At 47.2% G+C, this 20,522-nt stretch carries 22 protein-coding genes and 1 tRNA gene; 15 read left to right on the forward strand and 8 right to left on the reverse strand.

Annotated elements, in window-relative coordinates:
- Positions 1 to 17: 17 nt before the first annotated feature.
- The 5 genes from lolA to N7386_RS10795 are packed head-to-tail and all read left to right on the forward strand — an operon-like array spanning position 18 to position 3,791.
- On the forward strand, positions 18 to 638 hold the full coding sequence (gene lolA / locus N7386_RS10775) for an outer membrane lipoprotein chaperone LolA (protein ID WP_011717033.1): 621 nt from the start codon (positions 18 to 20) through the stop codon (positions 636 to 638).
- 8 nt (positions 639 to 646) lie between these two features.
- Positions 647 to 1,978: a replication-associated recombination protein A gene (locus N7386_RS10780; RefSeq protein ID WP_279768465.1), complete on the forward strand. Its 1,332-nt coding sequence runs from the start codon at positions 647 to 649 to the stop codon at positions 1,976 to 1,978.
- Positions 1,971 to 2,345 carry a fluoride efflux transporter CrcB gene (gene crcB, locus N7386_RS10785; RefSeq protein ID WP_011622732.1) on the forward strand — a complete coding sequence of 125 codons (375 nt, stop codon included), beginning with the start codon at positions 1,971 to 1,973 and terminating at the stop codon, positions 2,343 to 2,345. Before N7386_RS10780 ends, crcB begins: the two co-directional genes overlap by 8 nt.
- A gap of 18 nt (positions 2,346 to 2,363) precedes the next feature.
- Positions 2,364 to 3,650: a serine--tRNA ligase gene (gene serS, locus N7386_RS10790; RefSeq protein WP_011622733.1), complete on the forward strand. Its 1,287-nt coding sequence runs from the start codon at positions 2,364 to 2,366 to the stop codon at positions 3,648 to 3,650.
- Positions 3,651 to 3,668: 18 nt separating this feature from the next.
- Positions 3,669 to 3,791, forward strand: a complete 123-nt coding sequence (locus tag N7386_RS10795; RefSeq protein WP_011622734.1) for a hypothetical protein — start codon at positions 3,669 to 3,671, stop codon at positions 3,789 to 3,791.
- 67 nt (positions 3,792 to 3,858) lie between these two features.
- Here the strand turns inward: N7386_RS10795 and N7386_RS10800 are convergent, their stop codons facing one another.
- From N7386_RS10800 to punR, 6 genes are all read right to left on the reverse strand, one after another.
- Positions 3,859 to 4,197: a TusE/DsrC/DsvC family sulfur relay protein gene (locus tag N7386_RS10800; RefSeq protein WP_011622735.1), complete on the reverse strand. Its 339-nt coding sequence runs from the start codon at positions 4,195 to 4,197 to the stop codon at positions 3,859 to 3,861.
- Complete coding sequence (gene tusB / locus N7386_RS10805) at positions 4,191 to 4,472, reverse strand: sulfurtransferase complex subunit TusB (protein ID WP_011622736.1); 282 nt, start codon at positions 4,470 to 4,472, stop codon at positions 4,191 to 4,193. Before tusB ends, N7386_RS10800 begins: the two co-directional genes overlap by 7 nt.
- Positions 4,472 to 4,828, reverse strand: coding sequence for a sulfurtransferase complex subunit TusC (tusC, locus tag N7386_RS10810; protein WP_011622737.1), 357 nt, complete (start codon positions 4,826 to 4,828; stop codon positions 4,472 to 4,474). Before tusC ends, tusB begins: the two co-directional genes overlap by 1 nt.
- Positions 4,829 to 4,842: 14 nt before the next feature.
- On the reverse strand, positions 4,843 to 5,232 hold the full coding sequence (gene tusD, locus N7386_RS10815; protein ID WP_037419061.1) for a sulfurtransferase complex subunit TusD: 390 nt from the start codon (positions 5,230 to 5,232) through the stop codon (positions 4,843 to 4,845).
- A 59-nt stretch (positions 5,233 to 5,291) separates the two neighbouring features.
- Complete coding sequence (locus N7386_RS10820) at positions 5,292 to 5,951, reverse strand: Bax inhibitor-1/YccA family protein (RefSeq protein WP_011717039.1); 660 nt, start codon at positions 5,949 to 5,951, stop codon at positions 5,292 to 5,294.
- Between the two features lie 259 nt (positions 5,952 to 6,210).
- Positions 6,211 to 7,113 (reverse strand): DNA-binding transcriptional activator PunR, encoded by a 903-nt coding sequence (gene punR / locus N7386_RS10825; protein WP_041412630.1) that lies wholly within the window; start codon positions 7,111 to 7,113, stop codon positions 6,211 to 6,213.
- Between the two features lie 115 nt (positions 7,114 to 7,228).
- Here punR and punC point away from each other — a divergent pair, with 115 nt between their 5' ends.
- Positions 7,229 to 8,500, forward strand: coding sequence for a purine nucleoside transporter PunC (punC, locus tag N7386_RS10830; protein ID WP_279768472.1), 1,272 nt, complete (start codon positions 7,229 to 7,231; stop codon positions 8,498 to 8,500).
- A gap of 80 nt (positions 8,501 to 8,580) precedes the next feature.
- A tRNA-Ser gene (locus tag N7386_RS10835) sits at positions 8,581 to 8,671 on the forward strand.
- Positions 8,672 to 9,074: 403 nt separating this feature from the next.
- On the opposite strand, the gene N7386_RS10840 is transcribed toward N7386_RS10835, so the two are convergent.
- Complete coding sequence (locus N7386_RS10840; protein ID WP_011717041.1) at positions 9,075 to 9,605, reverse strand: hypothetical protein; 531 nt, start codon at positions 9,603 to 9,605, stop codon at positions 9,075 to 9,077.
- A gap of 369 nt (positions 9,606 to 9,974) precedes the next feature.
- On the opposite strand from N7386_RS10840, the gene N7386_RS10845 reads away from it, so the two are divergent.
- The 5 genes from N7386_RS10845 (at position 9,975) to N7386_RS10865 (ending at position 15,523) form a co-directional block, all read left to right on the forward strand.
- Positions 9,975 to 11,648 carry a ribulokinase gene (locus N7386_RS10845; protein WP_011717042.1) on the forward strand — a complete coding sequence of 558 codons (1,674 nt, stop codon included), beginning with the start codon at positions 9,975 to 9,977 and terminating at the stop codon, positions 11,646 to 11,648.
- A gap of 1 nt (position 11,649) precedes the next feature.
- Complete coding sequence (locus tag N7386_RS10850; protein ID WP_011626173.1) at positions 11,650 to 12,345, forward strand: L-ribulose-5-phosphate 4-epimerase; 696 nt, start codon at positions 11,650 to 11,652, stop codon at positions 12,343 to 12,345.
- Between the two features lie 38 nt (positions 12,346 to 12,383).
- Positions 12,384 to 13,886: an L-arabinose isomerase gene (gene araA, locus N7386_RS10855; RefSeq protein ID WP_088212400.1), complete on the forward strand. Its 1,503-nt coding sequence runs from the start codon at positions 12,384 to 12,386 to the stop codon at positions 13,884 to 13,886.
- 76 nt (positions 13,887 to 13,962) lie between these two features.
- Entirely contained in the window at positions 13,963 to 14,571 is a 609-nt protein-coding gene (locus tag N7386_RS10860; protein WP_011622746.1) for a beta-phosphoglucomutase family hydrolase, read from the forward strand.
- Between the two features lie 235 nt (positions 14,572 to 14,806).
- On the forward strand, positions 14,807 to 15,523 hold the full coding sequence (locus N7386_RS10865; protein ID WP_011622747.1) for a FadR/GntR family transcriptional regulator: 717 nt from the start codon (positions 14,807 to 14,809) through the stop codon (positions 15,521 to 15,523).
- Between the two features lie 109 nt (positions 15,524 to 15,632).
- Here N7386_RS10865 and N7386_RS10870 read toward each other — a convergent pair whose 3' ends face one another.
- Complete coding sequence (locus N7386_RS10870; RefSeq protein ID WP_011717045.1) at positions 15,633 to 16,580, reverse strand: glycoside hydrolase family 43 protein; 948 nt, start codon at positions 16,578 to 16,580, stop codon at positions 15,633 to 15,635.
- A 176-nt stretch (positions 16,581 to 16,756) separates the two neighbouring features.
- Between N7386_RS10870 and N7386_RS10875 the strand changes: the two genes are divergently transcribed.
- The 3 genes from N7386_RS10875 (at position 16,757) to N7386_RS10885 (ending at position 20,456) form a co-directional block, all read left to right on the forward strand.
- Entirely contained in the window at positions 16,757 to 18,490 is a 1,734-nt protein-coding gene (locus N7386_RS10875) for an IlvD/Edd family dehydratase (protein ID WP_041412631.1), read from the forward strand.
- Positions 18,491 to 18,550: 60 nt separating this feature from the next.
- Positions 18,551 to 19,321, forward strand: a complete 771-nt coding sequence (locus N7386_RS10880; RefSeq protein WP_011717047.1) for an SDR family oxidoreductase — start codon at positions 18,551 to 18,553, stop codon at positions 19,319 to 19,321.
- A 79-nt stretch (positions 19,322 to 19,400) separates the two neighbouring features.
- Entirely contained in the window at positions 19,401 to 20,456 is a 1,056-nt protein-coding gene (locus N7386_RS10885; protein WP_279768479.1) for a galactose mutarotase, read from the forward strand.
- The last annotated feature ends 66 nt before the right edge of the window (positions 20,457 to 20,522 follow it).

Genomic DNA, 20,522 nt, shown 5'->3' on the forward strand with positions numbered 1-20,522 from the left:
TAGTCCAAAGGATACCTATGAAAAAACTGTTGTGTGCTGTGTTGTTATCACCATTGTTATACAGCAATGCAGTATTGGCCGATGACGCAAAGCAATTACGCGAAACCTTAAACGGCACTGAGTCACTCAAGGCGGATTTCAAGCAAACCGTTACCGATATCAATAAAAAGGTTATCCAAACGGGCGCGGGTGTATTCGCGCTTGCCCATCCAAACCAGTTCTATTGGCATTTAACCGCGCCCGATGAATCCCAAATTGTCGCCGACGGTAAAGATTTATGGATTTATAATCCCTTCGCCGAAGAAGTGGTGATCATGGATTTTGCTGAAGCCATTAATGCATCGCCGATCGCCTTATTGGTTCACCGCGATGACGCCACTTGGTCACAATATAGCGTCGCCAAGAAGCAAGACTGTTATGAAATCAAACCTAAGGCCACGGATGCCGGGATCTCCTCGGTCAATGTCTGTTTTAACAAAGGCACGCTGAATAAATTCAATGTGCTCGATGATAAAGGCAACCAGAGCCAGTTTGATTTGAGCAATCAACACAGCATTAGCGCCGCGGATAAAGCGTTATTTAAGTTCGTGTTGCCAGAAAACGTTGATGTGGATGATCAACGTCTTAAAAGCCAGTAGGTTTACGCGTGAGCAGTTTATCGTTTAATTTTGCGCCTGATTTTCGTCCCTTAGCCGCGCGTATGCGGCCAAGGACGATTGCCGAGTATATAGGTCAAGCCCATTTGTTGGGGGAAGGCCAACCACTGCGCCAAGCATTAGAAGCGGGCCGAGCCCATTCGATGATGTTATGGGGACCGCCGGGCACAGGTAAAACGACACTTGCCGAACTTATCGCCCATTATTCCAATGCCCATGTTGAACGCATCTCGGCGGTCACCTCGGGGGTAAAAGACATTCGCGCCGCTATCGAGCAGGCCCAAGCCGTTGCCCAGTCTCGTGGCCAACGCACCTTGCTGTTTGTCGATGAAGTGCATCGCTTTAATAAGAGTCAGCAGGACGCCTTTTTGCCCTTCATTGAAGATGGCACTGTGATTTTTATTGGGGCGACCACTGAAAATCCTTCATTTGAAATCAATAACGCCTTACTGTCGCGGGCACGTGTCTATCTTATCAAGCGCTTAAGCCAAGACGAGATAGTACATATCATCACCCAAGCCTTAACGGATACCGAACGTGGTTTAGGGCAGCGTCAGTTAATTATGCCAACGGATGTGCTTAATAAGCTGGCGCAGCTCTGTGACGGCGATGCGCGCAAGGCGCTAAACCTGCTTGAGTTGATGAGCGATATGGTGGCCGATGGCGGCAGTTTTACCACTGAAATGCTGGTACAAGTCGCAGGCCATCAAGTGGCGGGGTTCGATAAAAATGGCGATCAGTTTTACGATTTGATTTCGGCGGTACACAAATCGATTCGCGGCTCGGCGCCCGATGCAGCGCTGTATTGGTTCTGCCGCATTCTAGAAGGCGGCGGCGATCCGTTATATGTCGCCAGACGCTTATTAGCTATAGCCTCGGAAGATGTGGGTAATGCCGATCCTAATGCCATGACAGTCGCGCTCAATGCCTGGGATTGTTTCCACCGCGTCGGACCTGCCGAAGGTGAGCGGGCGATTGCCCAAGCGATTGTGTATTTAGCCAGTGCGCCTAAGAGTAATGCCGTTTACACCGCCTTTAAAGCGGCGAGGGCGCTGGCACGCGAAACCAGCCAAGAGGCCGTGCCTTATCATCTGCGCAATGCGCCGACCAAACTCATGGCGGAGATGGGCTTTGGCGCCGAATATCGCTATGCCCACGATGAACCCAATGCCTATGCCAGCGGCGAAAATTATTTCCCCGAATCCTTACAAGCATCTCAATTTTATTTCCCGACCGAACGCGGATTTGAGAAGCGGATTAAGGACAAATTGGCGCAATTAGCGCAATTAGATCAAGCCAGTGGGAGAAAAAGGTATGAATAATCTCCTACTTGTGGCCTTGGGTGGTTCCATTGGTGCGGTTTTTCGCTATCTTATTTCAATATTCATGATCCAAGTATTTGGCAGCAGTTTTCCTTTTGGTACACTGTTGGTCAATGTCCTCGGTTCATTTTTAATGGGCGTCATTTACGCACTGGGACAAATGAGTCATATCAGCCCAGAACTCAAAGCCCTGATCGGCGTTGGCCTGTTAGGCGCTTTGACAACGTTTTCAACTTTCTCAAACGAAACTTTATTGCTGATGCAAGAAGGAGATTGGTTGAAGGCGGCTTTGAATGTGGTGTTGAACCTAAGTCTATGTTTGTTTATGGTTTACTTAGGCCAACAACTGGTTTTTTCTCGCATTTAACTATTAAGAATATATCACATGTTAGATCCTAAATTTTTGCGCAACGAATTAGCAGTTACCGCTGAGCGATTAGCTACCCGTGGTTTTATTTTAGATGTCGCTCATCTCACTCAATTAGAAGAAAAACGTAAGTCACTGCAAGTGGCGACTGAAGAGTTACAAGCTTCGCGTAATGCTATTTCCAAGTCCATCGGACAAGCAAAAGCCCGCGGCGAAGATGTAGATGCCATCATGGCGCAGGTTGGCGATTTAGGTGCGCAATTAGATGCGAAGAAAGTCGAGCTAGCCGCGGTACTTGAAGAAGTGAACGCGATTGCCATGTCGATGCCAAACCTGCCGGATGAGTCAGCGCCTATCGGTGCTGACGAGACTGAAAACGTCGAGATCCGCCGTTGGGGCACACCACGCAGCTTCGATTTCCCTGTTAAAGATCATATTGACTTAGGTGAAGGCCTAAACGGTTTAGATTTTAAGAGCGCCGTGAAAATCACTGGCTCACGCTTTATCGTTATGAAAGGCCAAATCGCCCGTTTAAACCGCGCTTTAGGTCAGTTCATGTTAGATCTGCACACTACTGAGCACGGTTATACCGAAGCTTACGTGCCATTACTGGTTAACGAAGCAAGCTTACTGGGTACAGGCCAATTGCCTAAGTTTGGTGAAGACTTGTTCCACACTAAACCTGCGACCGAAGAAGGCCAAGGTTTAAGCCTGATCCCAACCGCAGAAGTGCCATTAACGAACTTAGTGCGCGACAGCATTGTCGATGAAGACGAATTACCGATTAAGTTAACCGCGCATACCGCCTGTTTCCGCAGTGAAGCGGGCTCATACGGTAAAGATACCCGTGGTCTTATCCGTCAGCACCAATTCGATAAAGTGGAATTAGTGCAACTGGTTAAGCCAGAAGACTCAATGGCGGCGCTCGAAGCATTAACGGGCCACGCTGAAACCGTACTGCAACGCCTTGGCCTGCCATACCGCACAGTGATCCTGTGTACCGGTGACATGGGCTTTGGTTCAAGCAAAACCTATGATATCGAAGTGTGGTTACCAGGCCAAAACACTTACCGCGAGATCTCTTCATGTTCAAACATGAAAGACTTCCAAGCCCGTCGTATGCAAGCCCGTTACCGCGTTAAGGCCGATAACAAGCCAGCCTTGCTGCACACCTTAAACGGCTCAGGCCTAGCGGTAGGTCGTACTTTAGTTGCGATTTTAGAGAACTATCAAAATGCCGATGGTAGTGTGACCATTCCTGAAGCTCTGCGTCCATACATGGGCGGACTGACTCAGATCGGTTAATTGGCGTAACACAACACCATGGATAAAGGTCAACGTTATCTTCGTTGGCTTTCCTACACCGCTGTCATCGCCGTGTTTTGCGCTGTGATGTTGGCCACCCTAGGTAAAGCCGTCTGGGTTGTGTTAGAAAACGTGAAATAGCACGACTCAAATAAAAAGGTATATTCCAGTGGAATATACCTTTTTTGTTAGCAGAAGTGATTAAACCTTAAATACACTTTGCTGGTTTAGGCAGACCCGCAATCTTTGTCGCCTGCTTAGCAGGACCAACCGGAAAGAGGGTATAGAGGTACTTAGAGTTACCTTTATCCGGCCCTAAGGCTTGACCAATGGCTTTAACTAACACCCTGATCGCAGGGCTGGTTTTATATTCAAGATAAAAATCTCGAACAAAGTGGATCACTTCCCAGTGGGCACTGGTCAGTTCAATCTGTTCTTCTTGGGCTAACAGCGGCGCCATATCCGGCTGCCAGTCGGCGATATTCTTCAAATAGCCTTGATGGTCGCGTTCAATTTCGACGCCATTGAATATAAGCGGATTTACCACGTAATCACCTTATCGTGCTGCAAAGATTGAGCGACAAACTCGTTGTAATCAATCTGACTAATGTTTTTAAGACGTTCCGTTAAGCCGCGGGCGATGACATCGTCTTTCAGTACCATCACCTTAAAGGGCGATAGCGCCATGGCCCATTGGCGCAGTAATAATGCGTTAACGCCATCGCTCGAGAGTAAAATCGCATCCTCTTTGCAAGCATAACGCAGGCAAAGTTTGAGAGCATTGTCTCGGCTGGGCGAGGTTTGGATATGATGTAAAATCATTAGAATACTAAGACCTCATCGACGGCTTTTAAGTGAGCCGAGATGGCTTCATCGTTTAAGATAGTCACCGGAATCGACAGCAAGCCATGGCTTAAGCCGTAGTCACCTAAGGACTGTTTGCAGGCGAACACTGATTCGATGTCGTACAGCGGGAGCGCTTTTAGCGCGGCGAGGTAATCTTTACCGCCGATTAGCTCGGGTTGTTGGTCTTTTAGCAGATGCAACACGCCTTCGTCGACAAACACTAAACTCACTTCTTGCTCAAAGCTGGCGCTTAACAGGGCAAAGTCTAAGGCTTCGCGGCCCTTAGTGGTGCCATGGGGCGCGCTTCGGAACAATATACAGATTTTTTTCATAACATTTCCGAAGCTTAAAAGCAGATCAAACGATCGGCTGATTCAATTCCCGTGACCAGTTCACCCAGTCCACCCATAATAAAAGAATGTTCTACATTCCAGTGGCTTAGGCCGTTCTCTTGCGCCTCTTGCTGCGAGACTATGCCACGTCGTAATGCCGCTGAGACACAGTTTACTAACGAGACTTGATGCTCGGCTGCCAGTTGTTTCCAACCTTTAACCACATCATATTCATCGGATGCGGGTAAGTTAAAGTCCGTCGAGTTATACACGCCATCCTGATAGAAAAACACGCAGACAATCTCATGTCCGCTTTGCAGGGAGGCTTGGGTGAAACGTAGGGCATTCACACTTGCCGACGTGCCATAGGCTGGCCCGTTTACTTGGATAATAAATTTGCTCATCATAAAAAAAATGGCCCTAAAAGTAGGGCCATTTTAGCGTAAGTTTCCCGAAAAGGGGATTAATCATCGTTACCAATACCAAGCAAATGCAAAATGGCAATAAACAGGTTTAAAAAGTCCAGATACAAGGAGATAGTGGCGCGGATATAGTTAGTCTCGCCACCATTCACGATACGGCTAGTATCGAACAGGATAAAGCCGGTCATTAACAGCGCAAGACCCGCGTTAATCGCCATAAAGGCCACACTGTTACCCACGAAAATGTTAATCAGCGCAGCGGCGATGACCACAATCAATCCGGCGAACAGGAAACCACGTAGGAAAGAGAAATCTTTCTTCGTCGTGACAGCATAGGCCGAGAGCGCAATAAAGATAACCGAGGTTAATCCTAAAGCTTGCATGATAAGCTCAGAGCCATTGGTCATGCCAGCGTAGTGGTTAAGCATGTAACCTAATGAGGCGCCTTCCATACCAGTAAAGGCAAATACCCAGAAGATGCCCGCAGCCGAGTCAGCTTTGCGTAGGGTAACGAACAACAGCACTAAACCACCGATAGATAAACCGAGTGACATCAGAGGGCTGATATTGAGTGCCATCGCTAAGCCTGCACACAATGCCGAGAAGGCGAGGGTCATGGCCAACAATAAATAGGTATTTTTAAGAAGTTTATTCACTTCTAAGGTGGATGCACTCGCTGAGTACAAGGTTTGCTGAGTCATATCTTTCTCCATTAGCTTTTAAATCCAAACTGATCATTTTGATTTTTAACGGGGACGAGAGTTCCCATCAATATCGCAAATCCAGTAAAACTGGGTGAATACTACCGAAAACAGCGCTGTGCTTAAAGGATTCACGCCACAAATAACAAGTTGTAATGACTGATTTTTCTGTGCGGCCTAACGCTTAAGGCGTATTTCGTTACACCAGTGCAACACAAAGACTTTAAAACAAGCTTAATCCTGTGGTAATACGGAAATATTACGCCAGCCATTCACGGTGTAATTTATCAGTATCCCCTAAGTAGTCGAGCACCCAAGCAAGGGCGGGCGACATCTTATCGGCGTTCCAAGCGAGGCAACAGGGACTGGTTAATTTCGGATTTTCAAGCTGCTTTTCAACCAAGGCGCCCGCTTTAATAAATACGCTGGCCAAATGTACTGGCATATAGCCGATACCTAATCCCTCTCTAAAGCAGTTAATCGCGCGGATCCAATCCGGCACCACGAGTCTGCGTTGATTCTCCAATAACCAGGTCATGCGCTTAGGAATTTCCCGCGAGGTATCTTCCAAACAAATGGAGGGGAAGGGACGCAGTTCATCATCGGTCAAGGGGCGATCAATACTGGCTAAAGGATGGTTTTTACTCACCAAAAATGCCCATTGAATATCGCCCATGTCCTTATATTGGTATACGCCCCCCACAGGGATAGCAGTGGTTGCGCCAATGGCGATATCACTGCGACCAGTCGCAAGCGCCTCCCACACGCCGTTAAAGACCTCGATGCGGATGATGAGCTCGATATCTTGGAAATGACGGTAAAAGTCGGCGATTAATACGCTAATTCTGTCGGCGCGCACTATGTTATCTAAGGCGATAGACAGCGTGGGTTGCCAGCCGTTGGCCACACGCTGGGTGCCGCGTTTCATCTCATCCATTTGAGTCAGCAAGTTTCTGGCTTGCTTAACAAAATGCTCTCCCGCGGGGGTCAAGGTCACGCTGCGGTGGTGGCGCTCAAATAACACTACACCAAGTTCTTCTTCGATTTGTTTAACGGCATAACTGACCGCAGAAGGGACCTTGTGCAGTCGATTGGCTGCCGCCGTAAAACTCCCCACCCGGGCCACGATATCAATGAGTTCTAACGCTTGTTCCGAGAGCATAGCTGACATCCATTGTGATGAAAATAATTGATAGCATCTGTCAAAAATAAACGTTTCCAATCAAATTAACAAGTATTTAGACTGCACGCCTTAAGTCTTTTGACATGATTATTTTATGAAAACGTCTAGTAATATCTTTGTAAATATGAAGTTTTTTATATTTTTATTCTATTTGGCCTTATTAAGCATGTTAGGTTTTATTGCCACTGACATGTATTTGCCTGCTTTCAAAGCAATTGAAAGTTCGTTTAATTCTACACCGTCTCAAGTGGCGATGTCGCTCACCTGTTTCTTGGCTGGTTTAGCCTTAGGGCAACTGATTTATGGCCCTTTGGTCAGTAAACTCGGCAAACGTTATGCTCTTATTCTCGGCCTCGGCATTTTTGCGCTTGCCAGTGTGGCCATCGCCAATAGCGACTCGATACTGATGCTGAACATCGCTCGCTTCTTCCAAGCCGTAGGCGCCTGTAGTGCAGGGGTCATCTGGCAAGCAATTGTGGTCGAACAGTATGATGCCGAAAAAGCGCAGGGGATTTTCAGTAACATTATGCCGTTAGTGGCATTATCACCCGCATTAGCCCCCATCCTTGGCGCTTATATTCTGAACGATTTTGGATGGCGTGCAATCTTTATCTCATTGTGTGTGATTGCCTTTTTGTTGGTATTGATGACCTTATACTTTGTGCCGAGCCACGCAGAGCATCAGGATACTAGGCCAAGCGCGATTTCCTACGGGCAGATTTTGAAAAATACTCGTTACCTTGGCAATGTGGTGATATTTGGTGCCTGTTCGGGTGCGTTTTTCGCATATCTTACTGTGTGGCCGATTGTGATGGAGCAACACGGCTATCAGGCAACTGAGATTGGGCTGAGCTTTATTCCGCAAACCATCATGTTTATTGTGGGCGGATACGCGAGTAAGTTATTGATAAAACGCATTGGTGCCGACCGTACACTCAACGTATTACTGGCCATTTTTGGACTCTGCGTTATCTCAATTGTGTTTTTCACCTTATTAATGAAGGCGGAAACTATTTTCCCACTGCTGATTTCCTTCTCGATACTCGCAGCGGCGAACGGGGCGATTTATCCCATTGTGGTAAACAGTGCTTTGCAGCAATTCACTCAAAATGCGGCTAAGGCGGCAGGATTACAGAACTTTTTGCAAATTACCATCGCCTTTGGCGCTTCAAGTTTAGTCGCGCTCTGGGCAAGTTCAGGAGAAGTCGCCATAGGTTGGGGGATTCTGAGCTGTTCATTAGTAGTGATCTTAGGTTACCTGTTAAAAACCGAGCAAACTTGGGCTGATTTTGCCAAACACTTTACTGCGCCGGATCCTGCTCGTCTTGGGATCAATGCAGATACGAAGCAAAATCAAGCAGATTGAATGTAATACGAGCAGTTAGCGCAGAATTATCAGTTAGTGCTTTACAGTCCGTAAACTAACTTATATTATGCGCATCGTTCGGAGGGGTGGCAGAGTGGTTTAATGCACCGGTCTTGAAAACCGGCGTGGGTTTATAGCCCACCCAGGGTTCAAATCCCTGCTCCTCCGCCATATTCTACGGAAAAGCCATCAGCAATGATGGCTTTTTTGTTTTTGGAATTTCGAAAGTTGAACCTAGGGTTCCTCATGCTAACCGCAGCTCCTCCGCAATATTCCACAAATAAACCATCAGTAATCATGACATTTTGTTTTGGAGTTACGGAAGTTGAACCCTAGGGTTCCTGACCCTAAGCGTCGTTCATCCACCAGAACTCACGGAAAATCCATAACAATAATAGTTTTTTGTTTATGGAATTTGACCTTAAGGCTACTGATCCTAAGCGCAGATCCTTCACCGTATTCAAATAAAAAGGCCGCTAAAGACTTAGCGGCCTTTTTATTTCGCACTAGATTTAATTTCCCATTAGCCTTGGTTTTTCAAATAGCAAAGCAGCTTAGGTTAAGTAAGGCTAGGCTAAGTGAGCTTATGCCTGATAAGGCTTAGCGCAAAAGCTTCATAGGCAGCAACCGCTTCACTTCCCAACCATGTGCAATAAATGCAGTCGGGATCGTTCAATACAAGTCCCAGAGCGTCAATATAGTCGCTGCCGTTGACCACAAAGAACTGCTTTTTATAGGGCAACAACACCATCTGCGGTGCTTGCTTTAAAAAAGCCTGCGCCTCATCAAAACCGCTAAACCAATGATTAAGCAAGGTATCGCAGCGCCTGTTATGGAATAGGGTACCTAAGTCTTCACCAATTAACGCTTGCCCCGATAACACTCTTTGGCAGTGATTAAAATCAGTAAAACCGAGCTCTCGGGCCAAGACGGCTTGGCAATGCTTGAGTTGGATATCCAGCTGGGTTAAACCTTGCTTGTTCATCAAGGAGGCAAGTTTATCTAGCGCCACTGCATCGCCAGCTTGGCAGGCTTTAAGGCGCTTTTTAGCGAGGATTTTGACTTCGTTTAAGGCGCGTGGTACTGGGGTAATTTGTTGTATCACAAACAATTCTCCTAAGTTTTATTGGCATCTCCGCTAAGCCAAACCTAATAAATTGTCGTGTCATACATGTGATGCGAACATCGAGATATGAGTCAGAGTGATGTCATCTTCTGCGGATAGGCGTCTCTGCAACCTGGCGCCATTATTCGACTTCTTCATGCTCGAGTCAAGCTCAGCACTGCTTCGACCTTCCTTCCGCTTCATCCCCCGAATCGTTACATGCTCAGCCTTAATGTTAAAAATTTTATCACTCAATAACTAAAATCATATTGTATTACTATTAAGCTGTAGTAATATTGTAGTACTAAATAATATTCACTCTACCTGCGTAAACCGGATCGGACGCAGACAAAATGTACGGGGATGCAAATGTCGAATGTTTTAGGGGCTTACGCGTTAGGGCTTGATTACGGCTCTGATTCAGTTCGCGCGTTATTGGTGGATACCCAAACGGGCGCAGAAGTAGCAACGAATGTGGTGTACTACCCACGTTGGAAGAAGGGGCTTTTTTGCGAACCCGCGAAGAATCAATTTAGACAACATCCCCTCGATTACATCGAAAGCCTTATCGAGGTAGTGCAAGGGCTATGGGCAAAAGCCCCGAGTGGTGCCGCGCAAAGAGTCTGCGGTTTGAGTGTTGATACCACAGGCTCAACCCCGATTGCGGTCGATGAATCTGGTGTTGCTTTAGCCTTAAAACCAGAGTTTGAGAATAACCCCAATGCCATGTTTTTGCTTTGGAAAGATCACAGCGCCATCATCGAAGCCAAGCAAATTACCGCTGCGGCAAACGATTCAAGCGAAAATTACCTGAAATATGAAGGGGGAATTTACTCCTCAGAATGGTTTTGGGCCAAAGCGCTATTTGTACTACGCCATGACGCAGAAGTCAGACAAGCGGCCTATAGCTGGGTCGAGCACTGTGATTGGATCACCGCATTAATGACGGGCACTTCACATCCAAAGGTCTTTAAAGCAGGGCGTTGCGCCGCTGGTCACAAAGTGATGTGGCACGAGTCATGGAATGGTTATCCGCCGAATGACTTTTTCGTTGGCATCGACCCCTTACTCGATGGCTTGAGAGACAAGTTACCGCTAGAAACCTGCACATCTGACAAGGTTTGCGGCCAGCTAACCCCTGAGTGGGCACAGCATTTAGGGCTATCGACCGAGGTTATCGTGTCTTTTGGCTCATTCGACTGCCACGCAGGTGCGGTGGGGGCCAATGTTAAGCCCGGCGTCTTAACCAAGGTAATGGGAACCTCTACCTGCGATATCACGGTCGCCAGTTATGAAGATATAGGTGAGCGTTGTATCAAAGGCATTTGTGGTCAAGTCGATGGCTCAGTATTGCCCGGCATGATAGGGCTAGAAGCGGGTCAGTCTGCCTTTGGCGATCTCTACGCTTGGTTTAGGGATCTCACAGCATGGCCGATGCAACAGCTTGACACTTCAGTCTTATTTGATGAAAACATCAAAGCCAAACTCATTCAGCAACTCGAATCTGAAACTCTGACAATGTTAGGCAATGCGGCCGCGAAAATCCCCGTTGGCGAGACGGGCATTGTCGCACTGGATTGGATTAACGGACGTCGCACCCCCGATGCCGACCAATCTGTTGCCATGGCGATCACAGGCTTAACCATGGGTAGCCAAGCTCCGCAAGTCTTCAAAGCCCTAGTGGAAGCCAGCGCCTATGGCGCACGGGCCATTATCGAGCGCTTCAAACAGGAAGGCGTTTGCATTGACCATGTGGTCACCATCGGTGGGATCTCAAAAAAATCCGACTTCATTATGCAAACCTGCGCCGATGTGTGGAATTGCAACATCGACGTACTCGAGAGCGAGCAAAGCTGCGCATTGGGCGCCGCCATTTATGCCGCAACCGCAGCCGGGGTTTATCCCGATGTGCTAAGTGCCCAGGCAGCCATGGCCTCGAACGTTGCGAAAACCTATCAACCAAATCCAGAAAACGCTGAGAAATATCAAGCGCTTTACCAAGGGTACTTAGCCCTTGGCCACTATGTTGATGGAGCGAAATAAGATGTCTTTTTTAGAGCTAAAACGCGAAGTATACGAAGCCAACATGGAGCTTGAGAAGCGCAAACTGGTGACTTACACCTTTGGCAACGTTTCACAAATTGATCGCCAACTCGGCGTCATTGGTATCAAGCCCAGCGGCGTGCCCTATGAAGATTTGAAGGTTGAAGACATTGTGATTGTTGACCTTGAGAATCAAATCGTAGAAGGGCGCATGCGTCCTTCATCCGATACCAAGACACACACCTATTTGTATCGCCAGTGGCAGAGTATTGGTGGCATTACCCATACCCACTCGACCTACGCCACTGCCTGGGCGCAGGCACAGATTGCGATTCCCTGTTTAGGTACAACACAGGCCGATTATGTGTACGGTGAAATCCCATGCACAGCGGTGATGCGCAACGATCAGATCAGCCGCGACTACGAAGAAGAAACCGGCGTGCAGATCCTCGATTGCTTCGCCGACCGAGATCCTAACGAGTCGCCCATGGTAATCGTTGCAGGTCATGCACCGTTCACTTGGGGCGCGAATGCGGCTAAATCCGTATATCACGCCGTGTTGCTCGAAGAAATCGCTCGGATGGCGTATCTCACCAAAACATTATCACCAGGTATCAGTCAGTTAAAACAAGAGCTTATTGATAAGCACTATTTGCGTAAGCATGGAAAAGACGCTTATTACGGCCAAAGCAAGTAATTGCCAGTCGGGTCTCATTTCAAACTAGAGAGAGTAATATGAAAGCCTTCAAACAAAAACAAGTGTGGTTTATCACGGGTTCGCAGGATTTATACGGCCCGAAAGTATTAGAGCAAGTCGCTAAAAACAGTGAGCAAATTGTTCATGGCTTTAATGAATCATCCGCCATTTCCATCGAAGTGGTGTATAAACCAACTGTAAAATCCCCACGGGAAATTCACGCCGTATGCCAAGCAGCCAACAGCGATGAAAACTGTGTTGGTGTGATCCTGTGGATGCACACTTTCTCTCCTGCCAAGATGTGGATTGCTGGCCTTAATGAATTAAGCAAGCCATTCATGCACTTACATACTCAGTTCAATGCCGAGCTCCCTTGGAGCGAAATCAACATGAACTACATGAACACCCACCAAAGTGCTCACGGTTGCCGCGAATTTGGTTTTATCGGCACTCGTATGCGTAAAGAGCGCAAAGTGGTTGTGGGTCACTGGCAATCGGGCGATGTACAGGCACAAATCGATGATTGGTGCCGCGCAGCGGCGGGTTGGCACGAGAGCCAAAACCTGCGTATCGCCCGCTTTGGCGACAACATGCGTCAAGTGGCCGTGACCGAAGGCGACAAAGTTGCCGCACAAATTCAATTTGGTTACGAAGTGCACGCCTACAGCTTAGGTGAACTCAATGAGGCGATTGCAGCCATTGCCGAAGGCGATGTAACCGCACAGCTTGATCGTTACGCCAGCGAATACCAAGTAGGTAACGAACTTTTTGGCGATGAATACCAATTAGACCGTTTAAGAAAAGAAGCCAAGATTGAACTCGGCTTAACCCAATTCTTAACCCAAGGTGGATTTGGTGCCTTTACCAACTGCTTCGAAAACCTGACCGGTATGACAGGATTACCGGGACTGGCTACCCAACGTCTGATGGCGAACGGTTTTGGTTACGGCGGCGAAGGTGACTGGAAAACGGCTGCCATGGTGCGCATCATGAAAGTGATGGGCCAAGGCCGTGCCGGTGGTACTTCATTTATGGAAGACTACACCTATAACTTTGGTGCGACTGACCAAGTTCTTGGTGCCCACATGTTAGAAGTGTGCCCATCGATTGCCGCTGCAAAACCGCGTTTAGAAGTTCACCGCCACACCATTGGTGTGCGCTGTGACGTGCCACGTCTGTTATTCACTGGTAAAGCAGGCCCAGCAATCAACGTATCGACTATCGATTTAGGCAACCGTTTCCGTATCATTCTCAATGAATTAGATACAGTAACGCCACCACAGGACCTGCCAAATCTGCCTGTCGCGTCTGCGCTGTGGGAGCCTCGTCCAAATTTAGCGGTTGCAGCCGCAGCTTGGATCCACGCCGGAGGTGCTCACCACTCGGCTTATAGCCAAGCCATCACGACGGATCAGATTGTCGACTTTGCTGAAATGGCCGGTGCTGAACTGGTTATTATCGATGCCGACACTAAGATCCGCGAGTTTAAGAATGAGCTTCGCCAAAATTCCGTTTATTACGGTTTAGCAAGAGGTTTATAATCCTCGCGCAGCAATAAAGCCGCCTTCGGGCGGCTTTCATTTTTCTGGCACCATTCATTTCATAGGGTTAACACAGATGTATACAGAATTTGACGGCATTATCTTCGATATGGATGGCACCTTAGTCGACAGTGGTCAGTTGCATGAGCAGGCATGGCGACAAACCTTGAATCACTTTGGGATCCCCGTAGAGCCTGCACTGATGCGCTCCTTAGCAGGGGTGCCGACTATTGGTACCTTAGAGATCCTAATCGCCCATTTTGGCGTCACGCCTACGGCCAGTTGCGAGGCCATGAACGAGTATAAAGAAGCCCTAGTGCGCGACACTATGCATTTATATGTGAAACCGACGGCATTAGCCGAATTTGCCAAGCAGAATCAGGGCAAACGCCCAATGGCGGTCGGCACAGGTGCCTACACAGAGGAAGCCATTCAAATCTTAACCCTGTGTGGATTACTGGAATTAGTCGATTATGTGGTGGGTGCCGATCAGGTCGCGTCACCTAAACCCGCGCCAGACACCTTTTTACGCTGCGCCGAACTGATGGGCATAGCGCCCGAGCGCTGTATCGTATTTGAAGATGCAAAGGCGGGCATCCAAGCCGCCGAAGCTGCGGGGATGTTTGTGGTCGATGTGCATGCCGAATTACAGATTGAAAATGACTATTTCCTAGGCGCTCAGTAGCCGTTGCGAGCTTGTCCAATCACTGGTCAAAACGCAAAATTAGGCTTTACAATGTAAAAGTTTGGGGTAAGGTAGGGACAGTAAGTTTGAGGAAATTCCCATAAATTCTTAGCGTTAACAAAATTTTTATTACCTTTATCAGGAAAGGTAGTATCATAACATTTGTTTATCAGCGTTAAGCACCTTATCCAGCCGATTGGATTGAGCACAGAGATAGAGAGTTAAAGAGGGCACTATGGCAAATCAGGCAAATAACCGTCCGCAGAATATCCATAACTGGGTGGCAAGCGAATTAGGTTCTCGCATTGTGGGCGGCTTTTATGCGCCAGGTGAATATATCCCTAACGAAAATGCTATCTGTGAAGAGCTGGAAGTGTCACGCACCTCCTTAAGGGAAGCCTTTAAGGTACTCACGGCAAAGGGGCTTATTGAATCTCGCCCTAAACTTGGCACTCGTATTCGTGAGCGTCGCCACTGGAATATGTTTGATCCGGTGATCTTAAACTGGTTTTCCCAATCTAAGCCTTCGCCCGAGTTTTACACTTCTCTCTATGAAATCCGTGAAGTGTTTGAACCCGCAGCGGCGGAACTGGCGGCGAAAAAACGCACCCCTGAGCAGCTTGAGGTGATTGCGGCAGCCTATGCAAAGATGGAAGCGGCCGAATTAGGTACGGATGAAGTCTATACCTCGGATATCGATTTCCACATGGCGATTTTAGATGCGACCAATAACGAGTTTATGGTATCCCTCGGCGTGTCGATCCAATCTGCGCTGCTCGAAATCTTTAGACTCAGTAGCACAATTCAGGATGACTTTATCCAATCACTCCCAGGGCATAAGGCCATTTATACTGCGATTGCCGCAGGGGACAGTGAAGGCGCGAAAGCCGAAATGAATAAATTACTCTCGACGTCTCAAGATACTGTGCATAAAAATATCGAGCGAAAATAACAAAGTATCTAGCATAAGTAACGAGTTACTTATCTTTAACGTCCCTCGATCAATAAAAAAGGTGAACTTAGGTTCACCTTTTTTGTTTTACTGCGAGCAGAAAATAGGGTTACTGCGGCTCGCTGATGCCTTCGCTGGTCATATGAACGCGCTGTAGGGTGCCGTCGGCATTGTAATGCAGCGGGTCAATGGCAACTGAACGTCTAAACTCACCGCCGCCATCCTGCGATGCGCCGGTATGATAGATAAAGTAGGATTTACCTTTAAATTCAATAATCGCTTGATGGTTTGTCGGCGAGTTACCCGCCACTTCATTTAAGATGCCTTGGTACTTCCACGGGCCAAGAATGCTATCACTGGTGGCATAGGCAATTTTTTCAGGGAAGCCTGAAGCGTATGAAAGATAATAGGTTTTATCTTTTTTATGTACCCAGAGCGCTTCGGTAAAGTTAGGCACATCAATGGCATGAATTTGGCCATCGAGTTCAATCATATTGGGTTTTAACTTGGCAAATCTTGGCTTAGTGTTACCCCAGAAAATATAAGCTTGCTTGTCATCATCGATAAAGACCGCAGGATCGATATCATCCCAATCAATCTCAGTATCTGTGGTCATGTCATTGGTGATAAGGGCAGTGCCGCGGGCATCCTTGAAGGGGCCAAGTGGACTATCAGCAACAGCGACACCTATGGCAAAGCCATTGATTTTGTTGTGTCTTGCCGTCACATACCAGTAGAACTGACCTTCTTTTTCGATCACATGGCTAGCCCATGCATCTCCTTTAGCCCAGCTGAAATCCTTCACCGATAACTTGCTGCCATGGGCCGTCCAATTGTGCATATCCTTAGAGCTAAAAACGAGCCAATCATGCATTTCGAAGAAGGTGCGATTGTCCTTTGCAACGTCATGGCCAGTATAAAGATAGACGGTATCTTGGTGCACTATGGCGGCAGGATCGGCGGTAAATACATCCGTAAACAGAGGGTTAGCAGCAATCGCTGCAGTGCTGACACTCGTACTCAATGCCAAACACACACTCAAAAATGCCTTTTTCATACTTCCTCTATTGTTTTTTGATATTTTGGTATTATAGTAATACCAATACTTTTACGTGCTAGCAATATTAAAGTACAAATTGTTAACTCAGGGCATCAGCTTCATCCGTTCGTTTTATGTTGAGTGTTACTCAATCGTGCGGGTAGGGCATGTGCCTTGGAAGACGAAGGTGTCATATGAATAATAAAAAACCGAAAACACTTCGTTCGGCTAGTTGGTTTGGTAGTGATGACAAAAATGGCTTTATGTATCGCAGTTGGATGAAAAACCAAGGCATACCCGAGCATCACTTTCAAAATAAGCCTGTGATTGGTATTTGCAATACTTGGTCAGAATTGACGCCCTGTAATGGTCATCTACGGGAATTGGCGCAAAGAGTAAAGAATGGCATTCGGGAAGCGGGTGGCATTCCGGTGGAGTTTCCGGTGTTTTCGAATGGTGAGTCCAACTTGCGTCCAAGTGCCATGCTGACCCGTAACCTTGCGGCCATGGACACGGAAGAAGCCATTCGTGGCAACCCCATCGACGGTGTTGTGCTGTTAGTAGGCTGCGATAAAACGACTCCGGCTTTATTAATGGGCGCGGCCAGTTGTGATTTACCGACAATCGTTGTTACTGGTGGTCCCATGCTCAATGGTAAGCATAAGGGTAAGGATGTTGGTTCGGGCACACTCGTGTGGGAACTGCATCAAGAATATAAAGCGGGCAATATCAGCCTTGCCGCATTTATGAATGCCGAAGCGGATATGTCACGCTCAACGGGCACCTGTAACACTATGGGGACGGCATCGACCATGGCTTGTATGGTGGAAACCCTTGGGGTGAGTTTGCCACACAATGCAACCATTCCTGCGGTGGATTCTCGCCGCCAAGTGCTGGCCCATATGTCGGGAATGCGAATTGTGGACATGGTCAAAGAGGATTTGACCTTAAGTAAAATTTTAAGCCGTGATGCTTTTATCAATGCCATCAAAGTGAATGCTGCCATTGGGGGGTCAACCAACGCCGTAATCCATTTAAAGGCGATCGCCGGCAGGATAGGGGTTGAGCTGTCACTCGATGACTGGCGCCATGGTTACACAGTACCGACCATAGTGAATCTTAAACCTTCGGGTCAGTACTTAATGGAAGACTTTTACTACGCAGGTGGCCTGCCAGCAGTACTAAGGCAACTGTTTGAGCATGATTTACTGAGCAAAAATACGCTTACAGTCAATGCCGCTAGCCTCTGGGACAATGTCAAAGAGGCGCCGTGTTATAACCAAGAGGTGATCATGTCACTTGAAAATCCCTTGGTTGAAAATGGCGGCATTCGCGTACTGCGCGGCAATCTCGCGCCTAGAGGCGCTGTGATCAAGCCTTCAGCCGCCAGCGCACACCTGATGCAACACCGCGGTAAAGCCGTGGTGTTTGAAAGCTTCGACGATTACAACGCTCGCATCGGCGATCCTGAATTGGATATCGATGAAAACAGCATTATGGTGCTTAAAAACTGTGGCCCAAAGGGATATCCGGGCATGGCAGAGGTCGGCAATATGGGACTGCCACCGAAGTTGTTGAAAAAAGGAATTAAGGACATGGTGAGGATTTCCGATGCACGCATGAGTGGCACCGCCTTTGGCACAGTTGTGCTGCATGTTGCCCCAGAAGCACAAGCCCTTGGGCCACTGGCCGCCGTCCAAAATGGTGACATGATAGCGCTAGATACCTATGCCGGAACGTTACAGCTGGAGATCAGTGACCAAGAGTTACAAGCCCGTCTTGCCAAACTGGCGACAGTGAAATCCATTCCTGTGAATGGTGGCTATCTCTCGCTCTTTAAGGAGCATGTTCTCCAGGCGGATGAGGGCTGTGATTTTGATTTTCTCGTGGGATGTCGAGGTGCAGAGATACCAGCACATTCCCATTAAATATGAACTCGTTTTCTTTTATAATAAAACCAGATAATTATTTTAATAAAAGGTTGAGTTATGAAGTTGACTAATCAATACCCGAGTTTACAAGGGAAAACCATTTTTATCAGTGGTGGCGCAACGGGTATTGGGGCTTGCTTGGTTAATGCTTTTTTAGAGCAGGGCGCTAAGGTGGCATTTGTCGATATTTTAGTTGAGGAGTCAACTCAACTCGTCGCAGACCTTAAGCAGACTCAACCAGAGGCCAGCGTAACATTTTATCACTGCGATCTTGTCGATATCGCCGCCCTCAAGCGTGTGATTGCTCAGGTCGAGGACGATTTAGGCCCAATATCAGTATTAATTAACAATGCCGCGTGCGATCAACGCCATAGCATCGACGAAGTGACCCCAGAATATTGGGACCAATGCCTAAACACCAATTTGCGGCATTACTTTTTCGCCGTACAAGCGGTCAGGCCGCAAATGCAGCGCCTCGGCGGAGGCTCAGTGATCAACTTAGGTTCAATGAGTTGGCACAATCGGCAGGCGGGCATGGCGGGTTACACCGCATCTAAGGCCGGTGCCATGGGCTTAACCCGAGGGTTAGCAGCCGATTTAGGTAAAGATAAAATCCGGATTAATACCTTAACGCCGGGTTGGGTGATGACAAAACGTCAACTCACACACTGGGTAGATAAAGATACGGCAAAACATATCGAAAATAACCAATGTATTAAAGAATATGTAATGCCCGAAGATATTGCTGCTATGGCGTTATTTTTAGCAGCAGATGATAGCAAACTCTGCACCGCACAGAATTTTATTGTCGATGGTGGTTGGATTTAAATATCACAATAAAATTTCAGTTCATTAAATAATGAGGTGAGTGCTGAGTTTATTTTAAATAAAAGGTAAAGCACTCACCATGCAACTCTCTGTTACTAAAAAAAGCCTACAACACGCCGCATTTGCGGATGAATTACAATTAGTCACGCTCACCAATAGCCACGGGCTTGAAGTGGTTCTGTCAAATTACGGCGCCAGTATTTGGTCGGTCAAACTTTATGGTCAAGGGCAAGAACCTATTTCATTAAGTCTTGGCTATCAAGATATTAAAGATTGGGCGACTAATCCGTATTATTTTGGTATTACTGCCGGCCGTGTCGCAAATCGCATTGGTAAAGCACAATTCCCCTTAGCAGATAAAACAATTCAATTAGTCGCCAATGAAGGCAACAATCAACTTCACGGCGGACCTAAAGGATTAAGCCATTGCACTTGGCAGGTTGAGACGCTGCAGGACAATGACAGTGTGGCGGCGGTTTTCAGCATTATCAGCCCCGATGGCGATCAAGGATTTCCGGGTAATCTTGCCATTAAGCTCGAGTATCGCCTCAATGAAAACAATGAATTAACCCTGAACTATCAAGCCGTTTGCGATCAAACCACCCCCGTCTGTTTAACCAATCATGCTTACTGGAATCTTGCCTCTAACAAACAGCAAGGCATTTTAGGGCACGAACTCTCCATTCAAGCCAGTCATTTCCTGGCGCTCGATAATGAACAGATCCCAACGGGCGAATTAATCTTAGTCGACGATGGCGCATACGATTTCAAACAACCGAAGCTAATTGCCACGGATATTAAGCAATTAACCAATGGTTATGATCATTATTTTGTGATGGATAGAAATCCAGACAATAAAAACAGTTTGCAGACTATTGCAGTATTAAAAGATCCGCTTTCTGGCCGAGAACTCGAAATTAGTACCACTGAAGTCGGCGTGCAATTTTATAGTGGCAACTTTCTCGATGGCAGCCATATTGATGATGAAGGTTATAGCATTAATCAATTCCATGGCCTGTGTTTAGAAACCCACGGTTATCCGAATGCGGTAAACATTGACCATTTCCCGAGTGTCATGCTTGAGGCAAATACTCAATATCAACAAATTACGGTACATAAGTTTAAGAATATTTAATTCAATCAAGGCGAAATAACATTTATTTGTACGAGTTAGCCTGCTGTTAACAGCAGGCTAGGGGAT

Source organism: Shewanella sp. GD04112 (genome assembly GCF_029835735.1).
GTDB lineage: Bacteria > Pseudomonadota > Gammaproteobacteria > Enterobacterales > Shewanellaceae > Shewanella.